The 22373-nt window shown below is 70.8% G+C and carries 24 protein-coding genes; 16 read left to right on the top strand and 8 right to left on the bottom strand.

Translation table 11 applies throughout. From position 1 onward, the window contains the following. Positions 1–141: 141 nt before the first annotated feature. The gene (mce, locus tag DN051_RS13235) at positions 142–582 is read right to left on the bottom strand and encodes a methylmalonyl-CoA epimerase (protein ID WP_053761925.1); all 441 of its coding nucleotides are present in this window, start codon (positions 580–582) and stop codon (positions 142–144) included. A 150-nt stretch (positions 583–732) separates the two neighbouring features. Here mce and DN051_RS13230 point away from each other — a divergent pair, with 150 nt between their 5' ends. Next, positions 733–1935 carry an acetyl-CoA C-acetyltransferase gene (locus DN051_RS13230; RefSeq protein WP_079001527.1) on the top strand — a complete coding sequence of 401 codons (1203 nt, stop codon included), beginning with the start codon at positions 733–735 and terminating at the stop codon, positions 1933–1935. 37 nt (positions 1936–1972) lie between these two features. After that, a complete protein-coding gene (gene meaB, locus DN051_RS13225; protein WP_053761923.1) occupies positions 1973–2932 on the top strand; it encodes a methylmalonyl Co-A mutase-associated GTPase MeaB in 960 nt (319 codons plus the stop codon). A gap of 88 nt (positions 2933–3020) precedes the next feature. Here meaB and DN051_RS13220 read toward each other — a convergent pair whose 3' ends face one another. Further along, positions 3021–3917 carry a PepSY domain-containing protein gene (locus DN051_RS13220; protein ID WP_112438752.1) on the bottom strand — a complete coding sequence of 299 codons (897 nt, stop codon included), beginning with the start codon at positions 3915–3917 and terminating at the stop codon, positions 3021–3023. A gap of 117 nt (positions 3918–4034) precedes the next feature. Here DN051_RS13220 and DN051_RS13215 point away from each other — a divergent pair, with 117 nt between their 5' ends. Together DN051_RS13215 and DN051_RS13210 are read left to right on the top strand one after the other, a co-directional pair. After that, positions 4035–4700 (top strand): response regulator transcription factor, encoded by a 666-nt coding sequence (locus DN051_RS13215; RefSeq protein ID WP_053761921.1) that lies wholly within the window; start codon positions 4035–4037, stop codon positions 4698–4700. Next, positions 4697–6118 (top strand): sensor histidine kinase, encoded by a 1422-nt coding sequence (locus DN051_RS13210; RefSeq protein WP_112438751.1) that lies wholly within the window; start codon positions 4697–4699, stop codon positions 6116–6118. The genes DN051_RS13215 and DN051_RS13210 overlap by 4 nt, the downstream gene beginning before the upstream one ends. 12 nt (positions 6119–6130) lie before the next feature. On the opposite strand, the gene DN051_RS13205 is transcribed toward DN051_RS13210, so the two are convergent. The 4 genes from DN051_RS13205 to DN051_RS13190 form a co-directional block, all read right to left on the bottom strand. After that, complete coding sequence (locus DN051_RS13205) at positions 6131–6607, bottom strand: MarR family winged helix-turn-helix transcriptional regulator (RefSeq protein ID WP_053761919.1); 477 nt, start codon at positions 6605–6607, stop codon at positions 6131–6133. A gap of 92 nt (positions 6608–6699) precedes the next feature. Then, positions 6700–7485, bottom strand: coding sequence for an AIM24 family protein (locus DN051_RS13200; protein WP_053761918.1), 786 nt, complete (start codon positions 7483–7485; stop codon positions 6700–6702). Further along, positions 7482–8132 (bottom strand): AIM24 family protein, encoded by a 651-nt coding sequence (locus DN051_RS13195; protein ID WP_112438750.1) that lies wholly within the window; start codon positions 8130–8132, stop codon positions 7482–7484. Before DN051_RS13195 ends, DN051_RS13200 begins: the two co-directional genes overlap by 4 nt. Position 8133: 1 nt before the next feature. Continuing rightward, on the bottom strand, positions 8134–8766 hold the full coding sequence (locus DN051_RS13190; RefSeq protein ID WP_112438749.1) for an AIM24 family protein: 633 nt from the start codon (positions 8764–8766) through the stop codon (positions 8134–8136). Positions 8767–8959: 193 nt separating this feature from the next. Here DN051_RS13190 and DN051_RS13185 point away from each other — a divergent pair, with 193 nt between their 5' ends. From DN051_RS13185 to icmA, 8 genes are all read left to right on the top strand, one after another. Next, positions 8960–9304: a DUF3817 domain-containing protein gene (locus DN051_RS13185; RefSeq protein WP_053761915.1), complete on the top strand. Its 345-nt coding sequence runs from the start codon at positions 8960–8962 to the stop codon at positions 9302–9304. After that, entirely contained in the window at positions 9301–9594 is a 294-nt protein-coding gene (locus tag DN051_RS13180; protein ID WP_053761914.1) for an MTH1187 family thiamine-binding protein, read from the top strand. Before DN051_RS13185 ends, DN051_RS13180 begins: the two co-directional genes overlap by 4 nt. A gap of 141 nt (positions 9595–9735) precedes the next feature. After that, positions 9736–10488 (top strand): hypothetical protein, encoded by a 753-nt coding sequence (locus DN051_RS13175; RefSeq protein WP_053761913.1) that lies wholly within the window; start codon positions 9736–9738, stop codon positions 10486–10488. Beyond that, complete coding sequence (locus tag DN051_RS13170; RefSeq protein WP_112438748.1) at positions 10485–11165, top strand: DUF4166 domain-containing protein; 681 nt, start codon at positions 10485–10487, stop codon at positions 11163–11165. Before DN051_RS13175 ends, DN051_RS13170 begins: the two co-directional genes overlap by 4 nt. Continuing rightward, positions 11162–11815: a TetR/AcrR family transcriptional regulator gene (locus DN051_RS13165; protein WP_053761911.1), complete on the top strand. Its 654-nt coding sequence runs from the start codon at positions 11162–11164 to the stop codon at positions 11813–11815. Before DN051_RS13170 ends, DN051_RS13165 begins: the two co-directional genes overlap by 4 nt. 743 nt (positions 11816–12558) lie before the next feature. Further along, a complete protein-coding gene (locus DN051_RS13160; protein WP_053758779.1) occupies positions 12559–13068 on the top strand; it encodes a MarR family winged helix-turn-helix transcriptional regulator in 510 nt (169 codons plus the stop codon). 43 nt (positions 13069–13111) lie between these two features. Next, positions 13112–13450, top strand: coding sequence for a DUF3817 domain-containing protein (locus DN051_RS13155; protein ID WP_053758778.1), 339 nt, complete (start codon positions 13112–13114; stop codon positions 13448–13450). Positions 13451–13734: 284 nt separating this feature from the next. Next, the gene (icmA, locus tag DN051_RS13150) at positions 13735–15435 is read left to right on the top strand and encodes a coenzyme B12-dependent isobutyryl-CoA mutase large subunit (RefSeq protein ID WP_053763377.1); all 1701 of its coding nucleotides are present in this window, start codon (positions 13735–13737) and stop codon (positions 15433–15435) included. A 174-nt stretch (positions 15436–15609) separates the two neighbouring features. On the opposite strand, the gene DN051_RS13145 is transcribed toward icmA, so the two are convergent. Then, positions 15610–16269 (bottom strand): TetR/AcrR family transcriptional regulator, encoded by a 660-nt coding sequence (locus DN051_RS13145; protein WP_112438747.1) that lies wholly within the window; start codon positions 16267–16269, stop codon positions 15610–15612. A 272-nt stretch (positions 16270–16541) separates the two neighbouring features. Between DN051_RS13145 and DN051_RS13140 the strand changes: the two genes are divergently transcribed. The 4 genes from DN051_RS13140 (at position 16542) to DN051_RS13120 (ending at position 20830) form a co-directional block, all read left to right on the top strand. Beyond that, entirely contained in the window at positions 16542–17516 is a 975-nt protein-coding gene (locus DN051_RS13140; protein WP_053763379.1) for a tetratricopeptide repeat protein, read from the top strand. Positions 17517–18165: 649 nt separating this feature from the next. Further along, positions 18166–18801, top strand: coding sequence for a DUF6230 family protein (locus tag DN051_RS13130; RefSeq protein ID WP_053763380.1), 636 nt, complete (start codon positions 18166–18168; stop codon positions 18799–18801). Between the two features lie 141 nt (positions 18802–18942). Continuing rightward, the gene (locus DN051_RS13125; protein WP_053763381.1) at positions 18943–19512 is read left to right on the top strand and encodes a DUF6114 domain-containing protein; all 570 of its coding nucleotides are present in this window, start codon (positions 18943–18945) and stop codon (positions 19510–19512) included. After that, positions 19502–20830 carry a hypothetical protein gene (locus DN051_RS13120; protein ID WP_112438746.1) on the top strand — a complete coding sequence of 443 codons (1329 nt, stop codon included), beginning with the start codon at positions 19502–19504 and terminating at the stop codon, positions 20828–20830. The genes DN051_RS13125 and DN051_RS13120 overlap by 11 nt, the downstream gene beginning before the upstream one ends. A gap of 94 nt (positions 20831–20924) precedes the next feature. Here the strand turns inward: DN051_RS13120 and pyk are convergent, their stop codons facing one another. Beyond that, positions 20925–22355: a pyruvate kinase gene (gene pyk / locus DN051_RS13115; protein ID WP_053763383.1), complete on the bottom strand. Its 1431-nt coding sequence runs from the start codon at positions 22353–22355 to the stop codon at positions 20925–20927. Positions 22356–22373 lie beyond the last annotated feature (18 nt).

Genomic DNA, 22373 nt, shown 5'->3' with positions numbered 1-22373 from the left:
CCCCGGGGAATGGTGTCAGATCAACGACGGAGCATGGGCTGCTGCCCCGACGCTCGTCCCCCGAAACCCGGACCCCGGACATGCGGCCGCCCTGCCGGAGCGGCGACCGCCCCCAACCCTACCGGCCCATATGTACGAGCATCAGTGCTCAGGTGACTCAACAGGTGCCGAAGTGACCAGTTCTGTCAGTACGCCATGACAATCCTTGGGGTGCAGGAAGGTGATTCGTGACCCCATGGAGCCGCGTCGCGGCTCCTCGTACAGAACGCGTACGCCCTTGTCCTTGATCGCGGCGGCGTCGCCGTCCACATCCGCCGTACCGAAAGCGATGTGGTGGACGCCCTCGCCGTTCTTGGCGAGCCATTTCGCGACCGTGGAGTCCTCGCGGGTCGGCTCCAGCAGTTGCAGGTACGAGGCGCCGCCGTCCGACGTATCGTTGATCTTGAGCATGGCCTCGCGGACGCCCTGCTCCTCGTTGACCTCGGTGTGGAACACCTCGAAGCCGTACGTTGCCCGGTAGAACGCGACGGTCGCGTCGAGGTCATGACAGGCAATCCCGATGTGGTCGATTCGCGTCAGCATGGTTTCAGTGCAGCGCTACGGAGGTGGTTACGCAACGTGCGCGCGATCACACCGACAGCCCGATGACGTGGTGGACGACGGATCAGTACATTCGAAGTAAACCCTCGTTCACTCCTCGGCCCGTGCAGGCCGGTAAGGGGATCACAGCGCATGACTGGATCGAACAGCACGACGTCGGTGATCGTCGCGGGCGCGCGTACGCCCATGGGACGGCTGCTCGGCTCGCTGAAGTCCTTCTCCGGAGCCGACCTCGGCGGCTTCGCGATCAAGGCCGCCCTCGACCGTGCGGGGATCGGCGGCGACCAGGTGCAGTACGTGATCATGGGCCAGGTGCTCCAGGCCGGCGCGGGCCAGATCCCGGCCCGCCAGGCCGCGGTCAAGGCCGGCATCCCGCTGAGCGTCCCCGCGCTCACCATCAACAAGGTGTGCCTCTCCGGCCTCGACGCCATCGCCCTCGCCGACCAGCTGATCCGCGCGGGTGAGTTCGACGTGGTCGTCGCGGGCGGCCAGGAGTCCATGACCAACGCCCCGCACCTGCTGCCCAAGTCCCGCGAGGGCTACAAGTACGGCGCGGTCGAACTGCTCGACGCGATGGCCCACGACGGCCTGACCGACGCCTTCGAGAACATCGCCATGGGCGAGTCCACCGAGAAGCACAACACCCGGCTCGGCATCGGCCGCGCGGAGCAGGACGAGATCGCCGCCCTGTCCCACCAGCGCGCCGCCGCCGCGCAGAAGAACGGCGTCTTCGAGGCCGAGATCACCCCCGTCGAGATCCCGCAGCGCAAGGGTGACGCGGTCCTGTTCAGCAAGGACGAGGGCATCCGCGGTGACACCACCGCCGAGAGCCTCGGCAAGCTGCGCCCGGCGTTCACCCGGGAGGGCACCATCACCGCCGGTTCCTCCTCGCAGATCTCCGACGGCGCCGCGGCCGTGGTCGTGATGAGCAAGGCCAAGGCCGAGGAACTGGGCCTCGACTGGATCGCGGAGATCGGCGCCCACGGCAATGTGGCGGGTCCCGACAACTCCCTCCAGTCCCAGCCGTCGAACGCGATCGCGCACGCCCTGAAGAAGGAGGGCCTGGAGGTTTCCGACCTCGACCTGATCGAGATCAACGAGGCCTTCGCCGCCGTCGCGGTGCAGTCGATGAAGGACCTGGGCGTGTCCACCGAAAGGGTGAACGTCAACGGTGGGGCCATCGCCCTGGGTCACCCGATCGGTATGTCCGGCGCCCGTCTGGTGCTGCACCTCGCGCTGGAGCTGAAGCGGCGCGGCGGCGGCGTCGGCGCGGCCGCCCTGTGCGGGGGCGGCGGCCAGGGTGACGCACTGATCGTGCGGGTACCGAAGGCCTGACCGGATTGTCGCCCGCTGTCTCGCGAACGGAGCTGTGATGCAGGACGTCTCCACACTGGTGGCCCAGGCCAGGGAGGGCAGGCCGCGGGCCGTAGCCCGGCTGATCTCCCTGGTGGAGGGGGCGTCCCCGCAGCTCAGGGAGGTCATGGCGGCGCTGGCCCCACTGACCGGCAACGCCTACGTCGTCGGCCTCACCGGCTCGCCCGGTGTCGGCAAGTCGACATCCACGTCGGCGCTGGTGACGGCGTACCGCAAGCAGGGAAAGCGGGTCGGCGTCCTGGCCGTCGACCCGTCGTCGCCCTTCTCCGGGGGTGCGCTGCTCGGTGACCGGGTCCGCATGTCCGATCACGCCTCCGACCCCGGCGTCTACATCCGCTCGATGGCGACCCGGGGTCACCTGGGCGGACTCGCCTGGGCCGCGCCGCAGGCGATCCGCGTACTGGACGCGGCGGGCTGCGACGTGATCCTGGTCGAGACCGTGGGGGTGGGCCAGTCGGAGGTGGAGATCGCCTCCCAGGCCGACACCTCGGTCGTCCTGCTCGCCCCCGGCATGGGGGACGGCATCCAGGCGGCGAAGGCCGGAATCCTGGAGATCGGCGACGTGTACGTCGTCAACAAGGCCGACCGGGACGGCGCCGACGCCACCGTCAGGGAACTGAACCACATGCTGGGCCTCGGCGAGTCCCGGGGACCCGGCGACTGGCGACCCCCGATCGTCAGGACGGTCGCCTCGCGCGCCGAGGGCATCGACGAGGTCGTCGAGGCCCTGGAGAAGCACCGTGCCTGGATGGAGGAGCGGGGCGTCCTCGGCGAACGCCGGCTCGCCCGCGCCTCGCGCGAGGTCGAGACGATCGCCGTGACGACCCTGCGCCGGCGCATCGGCGACCTGCACGGCGACCGGCGTCTGAGCACCCTGGCGGAACGGATCGTCACCGGGGAACTGGACCCGTACCGGGCGGCCGACGAACTGGTGGCCGGGCTGACGGCGGGCGACTGACGGCACCGCGCCCGGCCCGCTCGGCGGACGGGAAGGGCAGGGCCGGCGGCCGCGAGGAGTTCGCGCGCCGGGCCCCTGCCCCCAACCGTCAGTCGTCGTCGTGGTCGTCGCGGTCGTCGCGGTCGTCGTTCCTGTCATCCCGGTCGTCGTTGTCGTGCTTGCCGTCGTCGCGGCCGCGGTCGTCGTCGTCGTCCCCGCGGCGGTCGTCCGCACGGCTGTCGTCGTCCCCGCGGTCGTCGGTGCCGTCGTCGTCCGAGCGGCCGTCGCGGTCGTCGTCGCGGCCGCGGTCGTCTCCGTCGTCGTCCCCGCCGCGGTCGTCCGTACCGTCGTCGCGCGGGTCGGCGGTGACCGCCGCCGTCCGCAGGTCGACGTTCCAGTCGCGCTCCACCCCCGCGGAGTCGATCGCCTCCACGTCCCAGCTCACCGACCGGTCGTCGTCGTCGAGGTCGATCGAGGTGACGAAGCCCTTCGCGGAGGCGGCCTGCACGGCCTCCCGGGCGGTGACCGCGGCGTCGCCGGCCCCGGCGCGGTCGTCGCCGTCGACATCGTCGTCGTCGCCCGCGCGAGTACCGAGGACCCGGCCGTTCGAGGCGTCGACGTTCACGACGCGCGCCGTGGTGCCCCGCTCCAGCAGAGCGACCTCCCAGGCGCGGCGCCCGCCGTCGTCTCCGTCGTCGTCCCGGTCGTCGTCCCGGTCGAGGTCCACGGACACGACGGTGCCCGGGGCCGCCTTCAGGGCGGCGTCGATCGCCTGCACGGCGGTGACCGTGCCGCGCCCGGCGTCGTCGCCGCGGGCGTCCCGGTCGTCGGTCCGGTCGTCGTCCCCGCGTCCGCCCGTGCCGTCCACCGTGACCGAGGCCGGCGCCGTCGGGGTCGCCGACGAACCGCCGCCGGTGCTGCCGCTCGTCACCGCCAGTGCCGTACCGCCGCCGATCACGGTGGCCGCGGTGAGCGCCGCGACGAGGATGTTGCGCTTCGTGGACATGGAGTTTCTCCCCCAACTGGGTCGTGTTCCGACAGGAACCACCGTGCGGGAGGGATGCTGAAGCCCGCCTGAAGCCGCCTGAAGATCCCTTCAGGTTCGGTTTGCGACCCTTGGCGCATGCGGCTGCTGATCGTGGAGGACGAGAAACGCCTCGCGCTGTCCCTGGCCAAGGGCCTGACGGCGGAGGGCTATGCCGTGGACGTCGTCCACGACGGGCTGGAGGGCCTGCACCGGGCGAGCGAGTCGCCGTACGACCTGATCGTGCTCGACATCATGCTGCCCGGCTTGAACGGCTACCGCGTCTGCTCCGCGCTGCGCGCCGCCGGCAACGAGGTGCCGATCCTCATGCTCACCGCCAAGGACGGCGAGTACGACGAGGCGGAGGGCCTGGACACCGGCGCCGACGACTACCTGACCAAGCCGTTCTCGTACGTCGTACTGGTGGCCCGGGTCAGGGCGCTGCTGCGCCGGCGCGGGCAGAGCGGGGGCTCGCCGGTGCTGGTCCTCGGCCGCCTCAGGGTCGACACCGCGGCCCGCCGGGTCTCGCTGGGCGACGAGGAGGTGACCCTGACCGCCAAGGAGTTCGCGGTCCTGGAGCAGCTGGCGGTGCGGGCCGGCGAGGTGGTGTCCAAGGCCGAGATCCTGGAGCACGTCTGGGACTTCGCGTACGAGGGTGACCCGAACATCGTCGAGGTGTACGTCAGCGCGCTGCGCCGCAAGCTGGGCGCCGGGCTGATCCGGACGGTCCGCGGTGCCGGGTACCGGCTGGAGTCACCGCGGTGAGCCGTCTGTTCGGTTCCGTCCGGGCACGGGCGGCGCTCGGCGCGACGCTCGTGGTGGCGGTCGCGCTGGTCGCCGCGGGTGCCGCCGTGCTGCTCGCGCTGTACGCCAACCTGACCGAGCAGGCGGGCGCGGACGCGGAGCGCACGGCGCGGGAGGCCGCCGCGCGGATCGCCGCCGGGCAGCGGTACGAGGATCTGCCCGTGGACGAGGACGACCCTCCCCTCCAGGTGGTCGACAAGGACGGCAGGCTCCTCGCCGCCACCGACAAGCTGGAGCGGATCAGCGGCACCGGCAGCACCGCGGTCCGGCCGGAGCAGCCGGCGGCTCCCCGGGGCGAGGGCGACGACGATGAAGCGGGTGAGGGCGACGATGACGACGACTCGTCCCCGGAGCCCGGCGAGATCGGCGACGAGGTGTCCTTCGAGGACGGCTCGGCGACGATCGACGGCGACACGGCGGACTACCGCTTCGCCGCGGTCGAGGTGGACCTGCCGCACGGGGACCGGGTCACCGTGTACGCCGGCGCCCCGCTGGCCGCCGAACAGAACGCCGTGGACACCGCGCTGACCGCCATGCTGATCGGCTTCCCGCTGCTGCTCGGTGTGGTCGGCGGCGTGACCTGGCTGGTCACCCGGCGCGCTCTGCGGCCGGTGGAGGGCATCCGGCGCGAGATGGCCGAGATCACCGCGTCCGAGGACCTGTCCCGGCGGGTTCCCGAACCGGACACCCACGACGAGGTCGCGCGGCTCGCCAGCACGACCAATGAGACCCTCGCCGCGCTGGAGTCCTCGGTGGAGCGCCAGCGGCGGTTCGTCGCCGACGCCTCGCACGAGCTGCGCAGCCCCATCGCCTCGCTGCGCACCCAGCTGGAAGTGGCTGCCGCGCACCCCGAACTGCTGGACCTCGAAGGGGCGGTGGAGGACACCGTCCGGCTTCAGCGGCTGGCGGCGGACCTGCTGCTGCTGGCCCGGCTGGACGCGGGGGAGCGGCCCGCCGACGCCCGGGTGGACCTCGGCGCGCTGGCGCGGGAGGAGGCCGCGGGCCGCACGGGGGTGTCGGTCACCGCCGATTCGGTGGAAGTGGCCGGATCGCGCGGCCAGCTGGGCCGGGTGCTGGCCAACCTGCTGGACAACGCGCAGCGGCACGCGCGCTCGGCCGTCTCTGTGGCCGTACGGCGCGAGGGGGACCGCGCCGTCGTGCAGGTGGCCGACGACGGCGAGGGGGTGCCCGTGGCGGACCGCGAGCGGATCTTCGAGCGGTTCGTACGGCTGGACGCGGCGCGCAGCCGGGACGAGGGCGGCGCGGGACTGGGCCTCGCCATCGCCCGTGACGTCGCCGTCCGGCACGGCGGCACGCTCACGGTCCGCGACGCGGCGGCCGGCGGAGCCCAGTTCGAGCTCCGCCTGCCGCTCGGGTAGGCGGCCTCCCGGTCAGGGGCGGCCGCGCTGCCCCCGCAGGTGCTCCGCGATGGGCTTGAGCGCCTTGTCGAGTTCGATCAGCGAGTCCGGGGACAACAGGTCGATGAAGTGCCGGCGCACGGACGCCACGTGGTGCGGCGCGACCTTCTTCATCGTCTCCAGACCGTGCTCGGTGAGCACCGCGTAGAGTCCGCGCCGGTCGGACTCGCAGTTCTCCCGGCGCACCAGGTTCGCGCTCTCCATCCGGGTGATCTGATGGGAGAGGCGACTCTTGGACTGCAAGGTGGCAGAGGCGAGGTCGCTCATCCGCATCCGAAGGTCGTCGGACTCGGACAGGTTCACCAGGATCTCGTAGTCGTTCATCGTCAGGCCGAACGGCTGCAGGTCCTTTTCGAGCTGGTACGTCAACAGTCGGTTGACCTCCAGGTGGGTGCGCCAGGCACACTGCTCCGCATCGGTCAGCCAGCGCGTGGCCGTCTCGGTCTCCATGAATGAAGTCTACCTAAGAAGTTGAAAAGCGAACTAGTGAGGGTGGTGTGACGGTGTGCACGCGTTCGATGTCACACTCCGCAGACTACCGCTCACAGCCCGAAGCGACGCTGGAGGTCCCCCAGCTGTCCGGGAAGGCGCGGTGCGCCGGATTGCGATCCGTGCCCTCCGGTCACCGTGCCACTGCCGGGTACCCCCGCCTGCTGCGGAGTGACGCCCGTGGCCTGCTCGGCCATCAGTGTCTCGGTCGACTGGAGCAGGACCGTGCCGGCCCCCACGAACTCGAACTGGTGCTCCTCCCCGGAAGCCCCGCCGAGGCCCGTCAGTGCACGTAGACCGCCCATCAGGCCGGTCATGTAGCCGTGGTCGTAGTGGTGGCACGGCGACGGGCAGTCGGCCCAGCCGACGAGCGCCTGGGGGTCCACCCGGAGCGGGGGCTCCATGAACACCACCGGACCGTTGGATGCGGCCACGAACTTCCCGGTTCCGATCAGGGTCAGAAAGCCCGGCACGATCGACTGTTTGAGTGTCAGAGTTGGCTGAAAAGCGAGCAGGTTGCCGGAGCGAATGGTCAGATTGCCGTCCGCCAGGTCGTACGAATTCACATCGAAGGCCCGGTCGGCGAGGAGCATCCGGCCCGAGCCCGCCGCCACGACCCAGTCGGCGGCGTGCAGTGGCGAATGAAACGAAGTACGGACAAGTCGGTCGAGTCGACCGTGCCCGATGCCGTTGAACTCGATCGAGCCGTAGTAGGCGATCATCTTGCCCTTCTGCAGGAACCACTCGGTCCCCTTGAGTTCCACGCAGAAGGTGTAGGCGTTGACGTTGTCGTCGGCGGGCAGGGTCGCCGGGTCATGGACGACGGGACCGTGGGTCACAGCTTCTCCTCCGACGCCTGGACGTACACCGCACCGTTGCCGCTCAGCTCCAGTTGGAACGCCTCGCCGGAGCCTCGGCCCACCATGTCCCGCCAGCCCAGCGCGGTCGACAGCTTGTTGCGCACGTCGCCGTGGTGCGCGACATAGGCCTGCGGGTCGACGTGCACCGGGCGCTGCGGGGTGATCGGGATCTCGAAGACGCCGCCGTGCGCCATCACGGCCACCGAGCCGTAGCCCTTCAGGCTGGTCGTGAACAGGCCCTGCCCGGAGACCTGGCCCCGGACCATGCCCATCACACCGCCCTGCGCGCCCAGGAAGACGGTGCCCTGGTCGAGTGTGCCCTCGAAGGCGAGGAGGCGGTCGGCCTCGACGCAGAGGGTGTCGCCGGCGAGGTTGATCACCTGGACGTGGTGGCCGCCGTGCCCGAACAGGACGATGCCGCTGCCCTCGACGGTCATCAAAGGAGTGTCCTCGTCGGCGACCCGGCGGCCGATCATCGACATGACCCCGCCCCGGCCGCCGGCGATGTTGGGAGTGAACGAGACGTCGCCCCGGTAGGCGAGCATCGCGCCGCGCTGACTGAACAGCCGCTGACCCGGGACCACGGTCGCTTCGACCATCTTGGAGTTGATCTCACGGAAGGGCATGTCACACATCTCCCGCGATGGTGTTCCGCTCGCTCGGCTGGACGTACACGAGGCCGTCCCCCTCGAAGCGGATCTGGAAGGCCTCCCCGCCGCCCTCGCCCACGAGGGTGCGGAATGTCACACCGGACTGGAACGACTGACGCAGGTTCCCCTGGTGCGCGACGTACGCCCCGGGGTCGACGGTGAGCGGGAACTGCGGGCTGACCCGCAGCACGACCGCCGGCCCGTCCGACATGATCGCCGCCTGTCCGTGTCCCTCGACCGTCGTCGTGAACAGCCCGTTGCCCTGCGAGGCGCCGCGCAGCCCGGTGAAGGACGTCCCCGTGCGCAGGGCGGCGTCGGTCGCCAGCAGATTGCTCGACTCCACGTACAGCTTCTCCCCCTGGAGGTCGACGAGGTTGATCTCGGTGGCACGGTCGGCGAACCAGCAGGTGCCGTGCCCCTTCACCTCCATCATCGTCATCTGCTCACCGGTGAGCCGCCGGGTCACCATGCCCCGGATGCCCTCACCGCCACCGCTCATCTTCTTGAAGGCCATCTGTCCGTCGTACGCGACCATCGAGCCGTTCTTCGCTCTCACGGCGTCCCCGGTCATGTCGACGGCGAGCACCTTGCTGCCTTGCAGTCGGAACATCGCCACGCATGCGAAGGTAACCGGCGACGGGGTGGGGACGACAGAGCCCGTAGGGGGAGAAAACCCTGATAACGCCCTCAGGGGCGGCCGTGCGGGCCCCCTGCCCGGGCCACCGTCCGGCGTTTGCCACAATGGCGGGAGCGTTTGTGCTTGCATTCACAAGGCTCTGAACCCCTCCCACCGAAGGTGACCCGTGGACCTCAAGACCGCCACAGCCCTCCGCCGCCTCCGCCTGGTCTCGGCTCCGGAAGCCGTGTCCTTCCTCGTCCTGCTCCTCTGCTCGGTGCTGAAGCGAACCACGGACTTCAACGCGGTGCCCCTGATGGGCGCGGTCCACGGCTTCCTCTTCGTCGTGTACGTGATCTTCTGGGCGGACGCCTGGAACCGCGCGAAGTGGCCCTTCGGTCGGGCCGCGCTCTACTTCGTCCTCTCGGTGCTGCCCACCGGCGGCTTCTTCGCCGAGCGCATGCTCAAGCGCGAGGCCGACGACGCGGTGATCGCGTCCCGCGCCCGCAAGGAAGGGGCCATGAGCGCGTGATCGTCGCCTTTTCCGTGACGCCGCTGGGCGTCGGCGAGGACGTCGGGGAGTACGTCGCCGACGCCGTGCGCGTGGTCCGCGAGTCGGGCCTGCCGAACCGTACCGACGCGATGTTCACCTCGATCGAGGGTGAGTGGGACGAGGTGATGGACGTCGTCAAACGAGCCGTCGCCGCCGTGGAGGAGCGGGCGCCGCGTGTCTCCGTCGTGCTGAAGGCGGACATCCGTCCCGGGGTGACCGACGGCCTCACCTCCAAGGTGGAGACGGTGGAGCGCCACCTCGCGCAGTAGCCCCCGCGGCTGACGAACCCCGGCCCCTCGGGCCGGGGTTCTCTCGTCCCACCCGTTGAGCGGTCGCTCAAAAAAATGTACCGTCGTGCACACGACGTTTGAGCAGTCGCTCAATTCGCGGTCGAACTGGGGGAACGAGCCATGGGGCTCTACATAGAGGCACGCATCCGCGCCGACCTCGACGAGCTGTGGGCGCGCACACAGGAGCCGTCCCGGCACCGGCGCTGGGACCTGCGCTTCACCGAGATCGACCCTCTCCCGCGCGCGGAGGGCGAGGCGCAGCACTTCCGCTACGCCACGCGCGTGCTGCCCTTTCTCAAGATCGCCGGGACCGGGGTCTGCGCCGGGGAGAAGGAGCGCCCGGACGGCACCCGCACCTCCGCCCTGCGCTTCTCCTCACCCCACCCGCTCTCCCTGATCGCCGAGGGCGGCGGCTACTGGCGCTACGTCCCCGACGGCGACGGCGTCCGCTTCCTCACCGGCTACGACTACCGCCCCCGCTGGGGCCGCTGCGGCGCACTGGCCGACCGGCTGCTCTTCCGCCCCCTGATGGGCTGGGCCACCGCCTGGTCGTTCGACCGGCTCCGCCTGTGGCTGGAGCGCGGGATCACACCCGAGCGCGCACTGCTCAACTGGCTGACCGAACTCGCCGTCCGCGCCCTCGTCGTCATCGTCGCCTGCACCGGCCTCGGACTGGACTCCTTCCTGCGCCTCTTCGGCCCCCTGGCCGCGACGATGGCCTACCTCTGGCCGCTGCTCCTCGTGGTCACGGTGTCCCTGGCCCTGTTCGCCGCGCCGCTGCCCCGGACCCCCGCCGCCCGGCGCTGTCTGCGCACACCGCCCACGCGCGTGCGGGCCCCCCGACTCCTCGGCACCCTGGAGAACCCGCGATGACGTCGATCTTCCGCACCGCGATGGGCGCCGACTTCGACCGCCTCCACCCTCAGCTGCGCCGCCGCTTCTCGGTCGGGCTGACGAACGGACAGGCCTGCACGGGGCGGGGTGTGATGCACCGCGTCTGGCACGGCGGCGCGTTCGTCAAACCGTTCCTCGCCCTCGGCGCGACCCGCAACATCCTCGTCCCCCGGGTCGGCCGGAACGTCCCCTTCACCATCGAGAACGTGTCGTACCTCGACACGTTCGGGCGTGAGACCGTGACCTTCGTGCGCACCTTCGACCTGCCGGGCCGGGCCCGCCGCTTCGACGCCCAGATGGTGCTGAGCCCCCGGGGCGACCGCGTCCTCGACTACCTCGGCACCCACCAGCACCTGGCCAGCGACCTCCACTTCCACGCCGAGCCCGACGGCTCCCTCCTCATCAGGTCCGGAGAGCACCGGTTCCGGGAGGGCCCGGTCGACATCCGCGTCCCCGAACTCATCGGTGCCACGGCCGAGGTGCGCGAGTCCTACGACGACACGTGCGGCCGCTTCCGCGTCCGGGTCCGGGTGGTGAACAAACACTTCGGCCCTCTCTTCGGCTACGAGGGCTCCTTCTCCGCGACGTACACGGACATCTCGAACCGCACGGTCCGGCCCGGCCTGCGGCCGGTGCGCGAGGAGTCACGCGCGTGAGCCCCGAGACGGCCAAGTCCCTGGAGACGAAGAACAAACTCCTGGAGGGCGCGCTGCGCACCCTCACCGAGCAGGGCATCGCGAAAACGTCGGCCCGGACGATCGCGGCGACGGCCGGGGTCAACCAGGCGCTCGTCTTCTACCACTTCGGCTCGGTGGACGAACTCCTGTCGGCGGCCTGCCACTACGGGGCCGAACAGGCGGTCGCGCGCTTCCGGCTCCGGCTCGCCACCGCCACGTCCCTGGCCGAGCTGCTGGCCGTCGGCCGGGAGATCCACGAACAGGAACGGGCCGGGGGGCATGTCGCGCTCCTCGGCCAGCTCCTCGCCGGCGCCCAGACCCACGCCGGCCTCGGACCGGCCACGGCCGCGGGCCTCGACCTGTGGATCACGGAGATCGAGGGGGCGCTGATCCGGATCCTGGCGGCGACACCGTTCGGCGAGTTCGTGGATGCGAGGGGGCTGGCGCGCGCGGTGGCGGCGTCCTTCGTGGGGATCGAGCTGTACGAAGGGGTGGACGAGGACGGCGCCCGGGCGGCGCTGGACGCGCTGGAGCAGCTGGGCGCGCTGGTCGCGGCGCTGGAGGACCTGGGGCCGGTGGCGCAGCGAGCGGTCCGGCACCGGTTGCGGCGGGCGCGGCCCGGCGTTTGATCGCCGGGATGCCGGTGCCCCGGCGACGTGGGGCGGGTCACGCGACCCGGTGTCGCAGCCGAGGTCGGGCGGGTTGCGCGGCCCGGCGTTGGCGGGTGCCGCCGCGCCCACCCGTGCCGCCCCAGCGGCACGAATGCCCGCGGATCGGGCGGGATTGTGCGCGGAGCGCGTGCCCGCGGGTCGGGCGGATCGGGGCGGGCGCATGCCCGCGAGCGGGGTGGGTGTCGCGGTCGCGTACGGCGGGAGGGGGTGTGGCGGGGGGTGTCCGCCCGCAGCGGCTGGCGTGTCAACGCGGGTTCGCCGGTGAGCGACCGATTTCGCGCCAGACCGAGGACGGACACCCCCCGGCGCGCCCCCGGCCCCCATCGAACCGTAGGCGCTACCCCCACCCCCACTCACCCGCACATGCGCCGCAGGCACCACACCCCACGCCCCCCGCGGCGCCGCAGGTGATGACGCACGCACCCCCACGGTGCCGCAGGTGACGACGCACGCACCCCCACGGCGCCGCACGTGATGACGCATCCCACGCCCCCGCGGCGCCGCACGTGATGACGCACACACCCCCACGGCGCCGCAGGTGACGACGCACCCCACACCCCCACGGCGCCGCAAGTGAAGACGCACCCACACCCGACACCCGCCCGGCGCCGCCGGCGCCACGTACCGCCCGCCGCCCCCCGATCGACCGAAGGGCGAGACAGGGCTGACCGCCATATGACTGGCGGGTAAGGTCAGGTGCCGTGCCGAAGCCGCTCAGCCTCCCCTTCGACCCCATCGCCCGCGCCGACGAACTCTGGAAGCAGCGTTGGGGCAGCGTCCCCTCCATGGCCGCGATCACCTCGATCATGCGCGCACACCAGATTCTGCTCGCCGAGGTCGACGCCGTCGTCAAGCCGTACGGCCTGACCTTCGCCCGCTACGAAGCACTCGTACTGCTCACCTTCTCCAAGGCCGGCGAACTCCCGATGTCGAAGATCGGCGAGCGCCTCATGGTGCATCCGACATCCGTCACGAACACCGTCGACCGACTGGTGAAGTCCGGCCTCGTCGACAAGCGCCCCAACCCCAACGACGGGCGCGGCACGCTCGCCGTCATCACGGAGAAGGGCCGCGAAGTGGTCGAGGCCGCGACCCGCGACCTGATGGCGATGGACTTCGGACTCGGCGTGTACGACTCCGAGGAATGCGCGGAGATCTTCGCGATGCTGCGCCCGCTGCGGGTCGCCGCGAGCGACTTCGAGGAGCAGTGACCCGGGGCAAGATCGCCCGGAACGGGTCGATACGCTCGACGGCATGAAAAAGAGCGTGCTGACCCGCTACCGCGTCATGGCCTACGTCACCGGTGTGCTCCTGGTGCTGCTGTGCCTCTGCATGATCGGCAAGTACCTGCTGGACGTGGACGGTGCGGCGGACGCGACCCGCGTCGTCTCCATCGCGCACGGCTGGCTCTACGTCGTCTACCTCGTCTTCGCCTTCGACCTCGGCTCCAAGGCGAAGTGGCCGGTCGCCAAGCAGCTCTGGGTCCTGCTGGCCGGCACGGTCCCGACAGCCGCCTTCTTCGTCGAACGCAAGATCTCCGCCGAGCTGGAGGCCAAGGTCACCGACGCCGCCCCGCAGACCGCAAAGGTCTAGCCGGGCGCCCCGCCCCGGCGGACCCCGAGCCGCACCCGCCCGCCGTACGCCCCCGCGTACGGCGGCCCGGCGTCCCGCCCCCAGGCCCCAACCGCGAGCTTCCGGCCCCGAGCCCCGGCCCAAGCCCCGGCCCCCGGCCTACCCTCGGTCGGCCCCGGCCTACCCTCGGTCGGCCCCCCACCACCCCCCGGCCCCACCCCCCACCACCCCCCTCACCTGCACTTTTTCAATCCACCCCCGCCAGCCGTCGACATTTACTAGGACGTCCAAGTAAATTTGACGGCATGGACGCTGACGCCATCGAGGAGGGCCGCCGCCGCTGGCAGGCCCGGTACGACACCGCGCGCAAGCGGGAGGCAGACTTCACCACGCTCTCCGGCGACCCCGTGGAGCCGATGTACGGGCCCCGCCCCGGGGACACCTACGAAGGCTTCGAGCGGATCGGCTGGCCGGGGGAGTACCCCTTCACGCGCGGCCTGTATCCGACCGGCTACCGCGGTCGTACGTGGACCATCCGGCAATTCGCCGGCTTCGGCAACGCCGAGCAGACCAACGAGCGCTACAAGATGATCCTCGCCGCGGGCGGCGGCGGACTGTCCGTCGCGTTCGACATGCCGACCCTCATGGGCCGCGACTCCGACGACGCCCGTTCGCTCGGCGAGGTCGGGCACTGCGGCGTGGCGATCGACTCGGCGTCCGACATGGACGTCCTGTTCAAGGACATCCCGCTCGGCGACGTCACCACCTCGATGACGATCAGCGGTCCGGCCGTCCCCGTCTTCTGCATGTACCTGGTCGCCGCGGAGCGGCAGGGCATCGACCCGGGCGTCCTGAACGGCACGCTCCAGACGGACATCTTCAAGGAGTACATCGCGCAGAAGGAGTGGCTGTTCCAGCCCGAGCCCCATCTGCGCCTCATCGGCGACCTGATGGAGTACTGCGCCGAACGCATCCCCGCCTACAAGCCGCTGTCCGTCTCCGGCTACCACATCCGCGAGGCCGGGGCGACGGCCGCGCAGGAGCTGGCGTACACCCTGGCGGACGGCTTCGGCTATGTGGAGCTGGGCCTGTCGCGCGGGCTGGACGTGGACGTCTTCGCCCCGGGGCTGTCCTTCTTCTTCGACGCGCACGTCGACTTCTTCGAGGAGATCGCCAAGTTCCGCGCGGCCCGCAGGATCTGGGCCCGCTGGATGCGGGACGTGTACGGGGCGAAGTCCGACAAGGCCCAGTGGCTGCGCTTCCACACGCAGACCGCCGGAGTCTCGCTCACCGCGCAGCAGCCGTACAACAACGTCGTCCGTACGGCCGTGGAGGCGCTCGCGGCGGTGCTGGGCGGCACGAACTCGCTGCACACCAACGCGCTCGACGAGACGCTGGCCCTGCCGAGCGAGCAGGCGGCGGAGATCGCCCTGCGCACCCAGCAGGTCCTCATGGAGGAGACCGGCGTCGCCAACGTGGCCGACCCGCTGGGCGGTTCGTGGTACGTCGAGCAGCTGACCGACCGGATCGAGGCCGACGCGGAGAAGATCTTCGAGCAGATCAAGGAACGGGGGCTGCGCGCGCACCCCGACGGCCGGCACCCGATCGGTCCGATCACCTCCGGCATCCTGCGCGGGATCGAGGACGGCTGGTTCACCGGCGAGATCGCGGAGTCCGCGTTCCGCTACCAGCAGGCCCTGGAGAAGGGCGACAAGCGCGTGGTGGGCGTCAACGTCCACACCGGGTCCGTCACCGGGGACCTGGAGATCCTGCGGGTGAGCCACGAGGTGGAGCGCGAGCAGGTACGGATGCTCGGCGCACGGCGGGAGGGCCGCGACGACGCGGCGGTGCGTGCCGCGCTGGACGCGATGCTCGCCGCCGCGCGGGACGGCTCCAACATGATCGGGCCGATGCTGGACGCGGTGCGCGCGGAGGCCACGCTCGGTGAGATCTGCGGCGTCCTGCGCGACGAGTGGGGCGTGTACACGGAGCCGGCGGGCTTCTGACGCCCGAGGCGCCGCACCGACGCGGACACGGAACAGGTCGCACACCGCAGGACCGGGTGTGCGACCTGCTCGCGCCTGCCCCCACCTCTGACCGTTGCCCGGCTCCTGACCGTTGCCCGGCCTGCGACCGTTGCCCGGCCCCCGACCCTCGCCCGGCCCTGACCCTTCCGGTCCCTAGCCCTGTCCCGCTCTCGCCTCGACTTCCCCGGCGCCTGCCTCCTCGGCCCCCGCCAGTCCCAGCAGCAGCACCCGCGTGAAGCTCCGCACCCATTCCTCGTCGGCCGGTTCGGCGCTGACCAGGGTGCGGTGGACCACCGCGCCCGCCACGATGTCGAAGATGAGGTCGACCGTGCGGGCGACCTGCGCGGGGTCGGTGCGCGGCGGGAGCTCGCCGCGGGCCTGCGCGCGGGCGCGGCCCTCGACGACCAGCCGCTTCTGGCGGTCCACGATGGACGTACGGATACGTTCGCGCAGCGCGTCGTCGCGGGTGGACTCCGCCACGACCGCCATCAGCCCGCTCCTGGCCTCGGGCCGCGCCAGGATCGAGGCGAACTGGAGGACGACGCCCTCGATGTCGGCGGCCAGGGAGCCGCGGTCGGGCAGGCGCAGCGCGTCGAAGAGTTCCGCCACCGCGTCGACGACCAACTCGTGCTTGTCGGCCCAACGCCGGTACAGCGTCGTCTTCGCGACCCCGGCCCGGTTGGCCACGTCCCCCAGGCTGAGCCGGGACCAGCCCAGTTCGACCAGCGCCTCCCGCGTCGCGGCCAGGATCGCGGTGTCCGCGGCGGCGCTGCGAGGGCGTCCGGTGCGGCCGGCGGGGGTGCGACTGTGCATCCCCCGACCATAACCGGCCGTTTCGGCGGAGCAGTGAGGGAGATCACCGGGTTGTGGTGTCCCCGGGACCCCCTCCGCCATTACGCTACGACTCGTAGCGAAAGCGTGCGCGCCGGTACGTCACGTATGTCTCGTACGCACCCGGCACGCGCGAGCGACGACCACGTGGCGCGGGTGGGGACCCGGCGCCGGGAGCAGCCGGCCGGCCGCGACAGCGGCCCGGCTTTCACACCGTTTTTCACACACGCGCGGTAACGGGGGAGGATAGACGCATGCAGCCACGGAACATGTCCATGAGCGGTGTCGTCGACCTCGCCGCGGTCAAGGCGGCCCAAGAGGCCAAGGCGAAGGCGGAGCAGGCGCGCGCCGAAGCCGCCCGGCACGGCGGGGGCGGAGCCGTCTCCCCGGCCGACCTCGTCATCGACGTCGACGAGGCCGGATTCGAGCAAGACGTATTGCAGCGTTCCACCGAGGTCCCGGTCGTCATCGACTTCTGGGCCGAGTGGTGTCAGCCCTGCAAGCAGCTCAGCCCGGTCCTGGAGCGGCTCGCCGTCGAGTACGACGGCCGCTTCGTCCTTGCCAAGATCGACGTCGACGCCAACCAGATGCTGATGCAGCAGTTCGGGATCCAGGGGATCCCGGCGGTCTTCGCCGTCGTCGCGGGCCAGGCCCTGCCGCTGTTCCAGGGAGCGGCCGGTGAGGCGCAGATCCGGCAGACCCTGGACCAGTTGGTGACGGTCGCCGAGGAGCGCTTCGGGCTGACCGGCCTGACCGTCGACCCGGACGCGGAGCCGGGCGAGCGGCCCGATCCCGAGCAGGTGCCGGCCGGCCCTCACGACGGGCTGCTGAACGCGGCCGCGCAGGCGCTGGACGCCGGCGACCTGGGGGGCGCGATCCAGGCGTACAAGAACGTGCTGTCCGACGACCCGACCAACCCGGAGGCCAAACTCGGTCTGGCGCAGGCGGAGTTGCTGGAGCGGGTCCAGGGGCTCGACCCGCAGCAGGTGCGCAAGGACGCGGCCGAGAAGCCGGCCGACGCGCAGACGCAGATCGCCGCCGCCGACCTGGATCTGGTGGGCGGGCACGTCGAGGACGCGTTCGGGCGGCTCATCGACACCGTGCGGCGCACGGCGGGCGACGACCGGGACGCCGTCCGGGTGCGGCTGCTCGAGCTGTTCGAGGTGGTCGGCGCCGACGACCCGCGGGTGATCGCGGCGCGTCGGGCGCTGGCTCGCGCCCTGTTCTGAGCGGGTCGGGGGACCCGTTCCGCGGGTTCCCCGATGAGGTGAGGCCGTCGGGGCTTGTGTGACGGGACTGCCGAGGAAGTGTGTGTGCGGCCGCGCTTTACCAAATCTTGGTAAACGCGGCCGCTGTTACTGCGAGTAAGTCGCAGGCGATGTTCTGTCGGACTCTGTCCAGCGATCAATGGCTTTGTCCTCCCCTGAGATGCCACCCTGAGTCGTCGAGCGAGACCGACGGGTCGTTGTTCGGTTATCCGGCCGTTACTAGCGAGTAACGAACCCCCTTGTGCGGGCGGCGAGAATGCACCACGATCGGCGACGCTCGGTCCATTCCCGCACCCCGACAGCCGGTCGGGTCACGGGACTTCCTGGGTCCCCACCGAGCAGAGCCGGCGGCAGTGGCGCCGGCTCTCGGACAGGGGGGTCTTCGCCCGACGGCGAAGCCTGTCCAGCAAGGTTGTGCGTGATGCGTGTCAGGCGCGACCAGTGGTTGTCGCTCGGGGGTGATCGCCGGTGATTCGGGCGCGGTTTCGCGCCACCGAGCGCGGGCGCTCTCCTTACCGAGGACGTAGCACTTCTCCCATCCCTGTCCCGCCGAGCCGTCGTCCGAGGGCGAGCCGGGTGCCAGGAGATGTACGTCCGAGAAGGAGGAAATATGGAGTCCCAGGTGCGTGGTGGGACCAGATGGAAGCGGTTCGCTGTGGTCATGGTGCCCAGCGTGGCCGCCACGGCGTGTATAGGTGTCGCGCTCGCTCAGGGTGCTCTTGCCGCGTCGTTCAGCGTCTCCGGCCAGTCGTTCAAGGTCACGACCAAGCAGCTCGACGGTACGGGCTTCTCGCAGTACGGCGCCCTTGACGAGGGTTACACGCTCGACGGCAAGAAGACGGTTCACCCCGTCGCCGTCTCGGCGTTCAAGTCGGCGACGATCAAGAGCCTGTGCCAGTCGGTCGTCACCCCGAACATTCCGGTGCTCGGGAACGTCAGCCTGATCCTGCGGGCCGGCGACGGCGCCACTCCGGTCGAGGCCGAGAACCTGTACATCGACGTCGCCCAGCTCGAGGCCGACGCGGTGTTCCGGGGCATCGACATCGGTGTGGCCGCCAAGGACGCCAACAAGGGTCCGGGCATGAAGGGCGGGGGCGAGCAGTCCAACCCCTACGGGTTCGCCCAGCAGGCCGACTCGGTCACCCTGAAGGACGTGAAGCAGACGGCGTGGGCGACCACCGCCGGAACCTTCAAGCTCAGCGGCCTGAAGATGTCGCTGTCGACGGGTGTCAAGGAGTGCTACTAAGCACTCGCTGACGGGCGGGGGAGCCGATGGCGCCCCCGCCCGTCCACTCTCCACACCGGCTGCCCCGCATCTGACCGCTTTTCAGAGCAGCAGCAGTACATCTCTCCACCACAGCAACGCCGTTCCAGGGAGCTGTTTTCCATGAGCGCCGAGACTCCTGCCGCGCCCGGCACCGACGAGCACTACCTCCGGGTCTTTCGGCGGAACTTCCGCGCCTGGCGGGGCACCAGGCCCTTCTGGGCCGGCCTGTTCGTCATGCTCGGCGGACTCCCCATCGCCTACTTCCCGTACGCAAACCTCCGGATCGGTCACCTGACGCTGGCGATGGCCACGACCGCGGGGGCCGGATCCCTGATCATCGGCGTGCTGCTGGTCGTCCTGGGCTTCAGCCTCTGGTTCCAGAAGCACGTCCGCACCTTCGCGGGTGTCGCGGCGATCCTGCTGGCCCTGGTGTCCATTCCGGTGTCCAACCTCGGCGGCTTCCTCGTCGGCTTCCTGCTCGCCCTCATCGGCGGCGCGATGGCCGTGGCGTGGGCCGAGGACGGTCCGTCCGCGCAGCAGCCGGCGCAGGTGAAGACCGAGGGCAAGGGCGCAGCCCCCGAGGGCGCGCCCGCACCGGGCACGGGAGTCGCGGACGAGGTGGGCGAGCCCAACGATCTGTCAGGAACGAGCCCCGGCAACGAGGCGAACGGGAGGCACAGTGCCGGCTGACGAGGGGACCCATGGGACTGATGTGGACGAGTCCCGTGTGAGAACCGGGCCGCGCCACGCGGCACCCAAGAAGCCGCTGTTCACCAGGTTCCACATGCCGGCCGGAAAGGCGATAGCCCTGGCGGCGATGCCGACCGCGGTCCTGATGGGGATGGGGTTCACGCCGAAGCTCGCCCTCGCCGAGGACCAGCAGCCGGCTTCCCGGAGCCTGACGGCCGACGAGTACAAGGACTGCGTCGCCGCGCTGGAGGACGCCGAGAACGGCCCGTCCACGTCGCCGTCGCCGTCGCCGTCCGCGTCGGCGAGCGAGTCCGCCGGTGAGCCGGAGCCGAGTCCGTCGCAGACGTCGGACGCCGGTGCCGCGGACCCGTCCGGCTCGCCGGGCGACGGCTCTTCGTCGGATTCAGGTTCCGACGACGAGCCCGAGCCCGAGCCGACCCCGTCCGCGCCGGCGGAGTCCGCGGCCGGTGACGCGCCGGCGCCGTCGCCGTCCGCTTCCGGCGACGACGGCGTGCTGGACACCATCGGCGACACGATCACCGGTGTGGTCGACGACGTCGTCGACGGCATCACGGGCGGTGGCACGGAGACGGAGCCGGCCGGCCCGGAGCCGTCGCCGTCCGCCTCGCAGGGCGCGGACCCGAGCGAGGAGCCGTCCTCCGGCGCAGGCGGGGACACCCCGCAGGACTCGCCCGGGAAGGTCACGGACCCGGTCGAGGACATCGTCGAGGACGTCGCCGACCAGGTGGACGAGGCGACGGACGAGCCGGCCGAGGAGGCGACGGAGGAGCCCACCGCGTCCCCGACGCCGAGTCCCTCGGCGAGCGAGACCACCGACGTGGACGACTGCCCGGTCGCCACCGACGAGGAGGGCGGCGTCGACAACGCCGTGCCGCTGCCCGACGACCCGTGGTTCCTGGACGCCAGCTCGCTGCTGCTGAAGGGCGCCGACTACAAGGGCATAGTCAAGGTGAAGACCGCCAACGGCTCGGTCAAGGAGGTCCTGAAGTACGTCATCTCGGACGGCACCGACATCGGCGATCTGCACCAGACGGTGAAGGACGAGCAGTCCGGCAAGACGTACCACGTGCAGGCGGCCGAGGGCTCGACGTCGACCATCCGCGACGGCGAGACGGTGATGTACACCGAGAGCATCTCGGGCAACCTGCTGGGCCTCATACCCGTCACGTTCGACCCGGAGCACCCGCCGCCGCTGAACATCCCGCTGATCTACTTCACCAAGGTGAAGGTGCAGCAGGCCGGCCAGTTCGGTGGGACCCTGCACGTGCCCGGACTGCATCAGTTCGTCACCGGCTGAGCGTTTCCGCAGGTCCGTCCGGGAGCCGCACACCACTGAGGGCGCCCCCTGGTTCACAGGGGGCGCCCTCGGTGTCGTCGGGTGACGTCGTCCGTCAGGCCTTCTTGTCGCCGCCCAGGTGGTGGACCCGGACCATGTTGGTGGTGCCGGGGACACCGGGGGGCGAGCCGGCGGTGATGATCATGATGTCGCCGGGCTCGAAGCGGTTGAGCTTGTCGATCTCCTGGTCGACCAGGTCCACCATCTCGTCCGTGCTGTTCACGAACGGCACGACGTGCGACTCGACGCCCCAGCTCAGGGCCAGTTGGTTGCGGGTCGACTCGTCCGTGGTGAACGCGAGGATCGGCTGGGCGACGCGGTAGCGGCACAGACGGCGGGCGGTGTCACCGGACTGCGTGAACGCCACCAGGCCCTTGCCGCCGAGGAAGTCCGCGATCTCGCACGCGGCACGGGCCACCGAACCGCCCTGCGTGCGCGGCTTCTTGCCCGGGACGAGCGGCTGGAGGCCCTTGGAGAGCAGCTCCTGCTCGGCCGCCTGGACGATCTTCGACATCGTCTTGACGGTCTCGATCGGGTACGCGCCCACGCTCGACTCGGCGGACAGCATGACCGCGTCGGCGCCGTCCAGGATCGCGTTGGCCACGTCGGAGGCCTCGGCGCGGGTCGGACGGGAGTTGGTGATCATCGACTCCATCATCTGGGTCGCCACGATCACCGGCTTGGCGTTGCGCCGGCACAGCTCGATCAGGCGCTTCTGCACCATCGGCACCTTTTCGAGTGGGTACTCGACGGCCAGGTCGCCGCGCGCGACCATCACGCCGTCGAACGCCATCACGACGTCCTCCATGTTCGCCACCGCCTGCGGCTTCTCCACCTTGGCGATGACGGGGACGCGCCGGCCCTCCTCGTCCATGATCCGGTGGACGTCGTGGACGTCCTTGGCGTCCCGCACGAAGGAGAGGGCGACCAGGTCGCAGCCCATGCGCAGCGCGAACCGCAGGTCGTCGACGTCCTTCTCGGACAGCGCCGGGACGTTGACTGCCGCGCCGGGCAGGTTGATGCCCTTGTGGTCGGAGATGACGCCGCCCTCGATGACGATCGTCCGCACCCGCGGGCCCTCGACGTCCAGGACCTTCAGCTCGACGTTGCCGTCGTTGATCAGGACCTGGTCGCCGCGCGCGACGTCGCCGGGCAGGCCCTTGTAGGTGGTGCCGCAGATCGTCTTGTCGCCCGGGACGTCCTCGGTGGTGATGGTGAACTCGTCACCGCGCACCAGCTCCACGGGGCCCTCGGCGAAGGTCGCGAGGCGGATCTTGGGGCCCTGGAGGTCGGCGAGGACGCCGATGGCGCGGCCGGTCTCCTTGGCGGCGGCCCGGACGCGGTCGTACCGCCCCTGGTGCTCGGCGTGGGTGCCGTGGCTGAAGTTGAAGCGGGCCACGTTCATGCCGGCCTCGATCAACGAGACGAGTTGCTCGTGGGAGTCGACCGCGGGGCCGAGAGTACAGACGATTTTCGAACGGCGCATGGGGGCGATCCTATCGGT

The organism is Streptomyces cadmiisoli (genome assembly GCF_003261055.1).
Lineage (GTDB): Bacteria > Actinomycetota > Actinomycetes > Streptomycetales > Streptomycetaceae > Streptomyces > Streptomyces cadmiisoli.
Note: the sequence above shows the minus strand (reverse complement) of the source record. Positions and strands in the feature narration are given on the sequence as shown.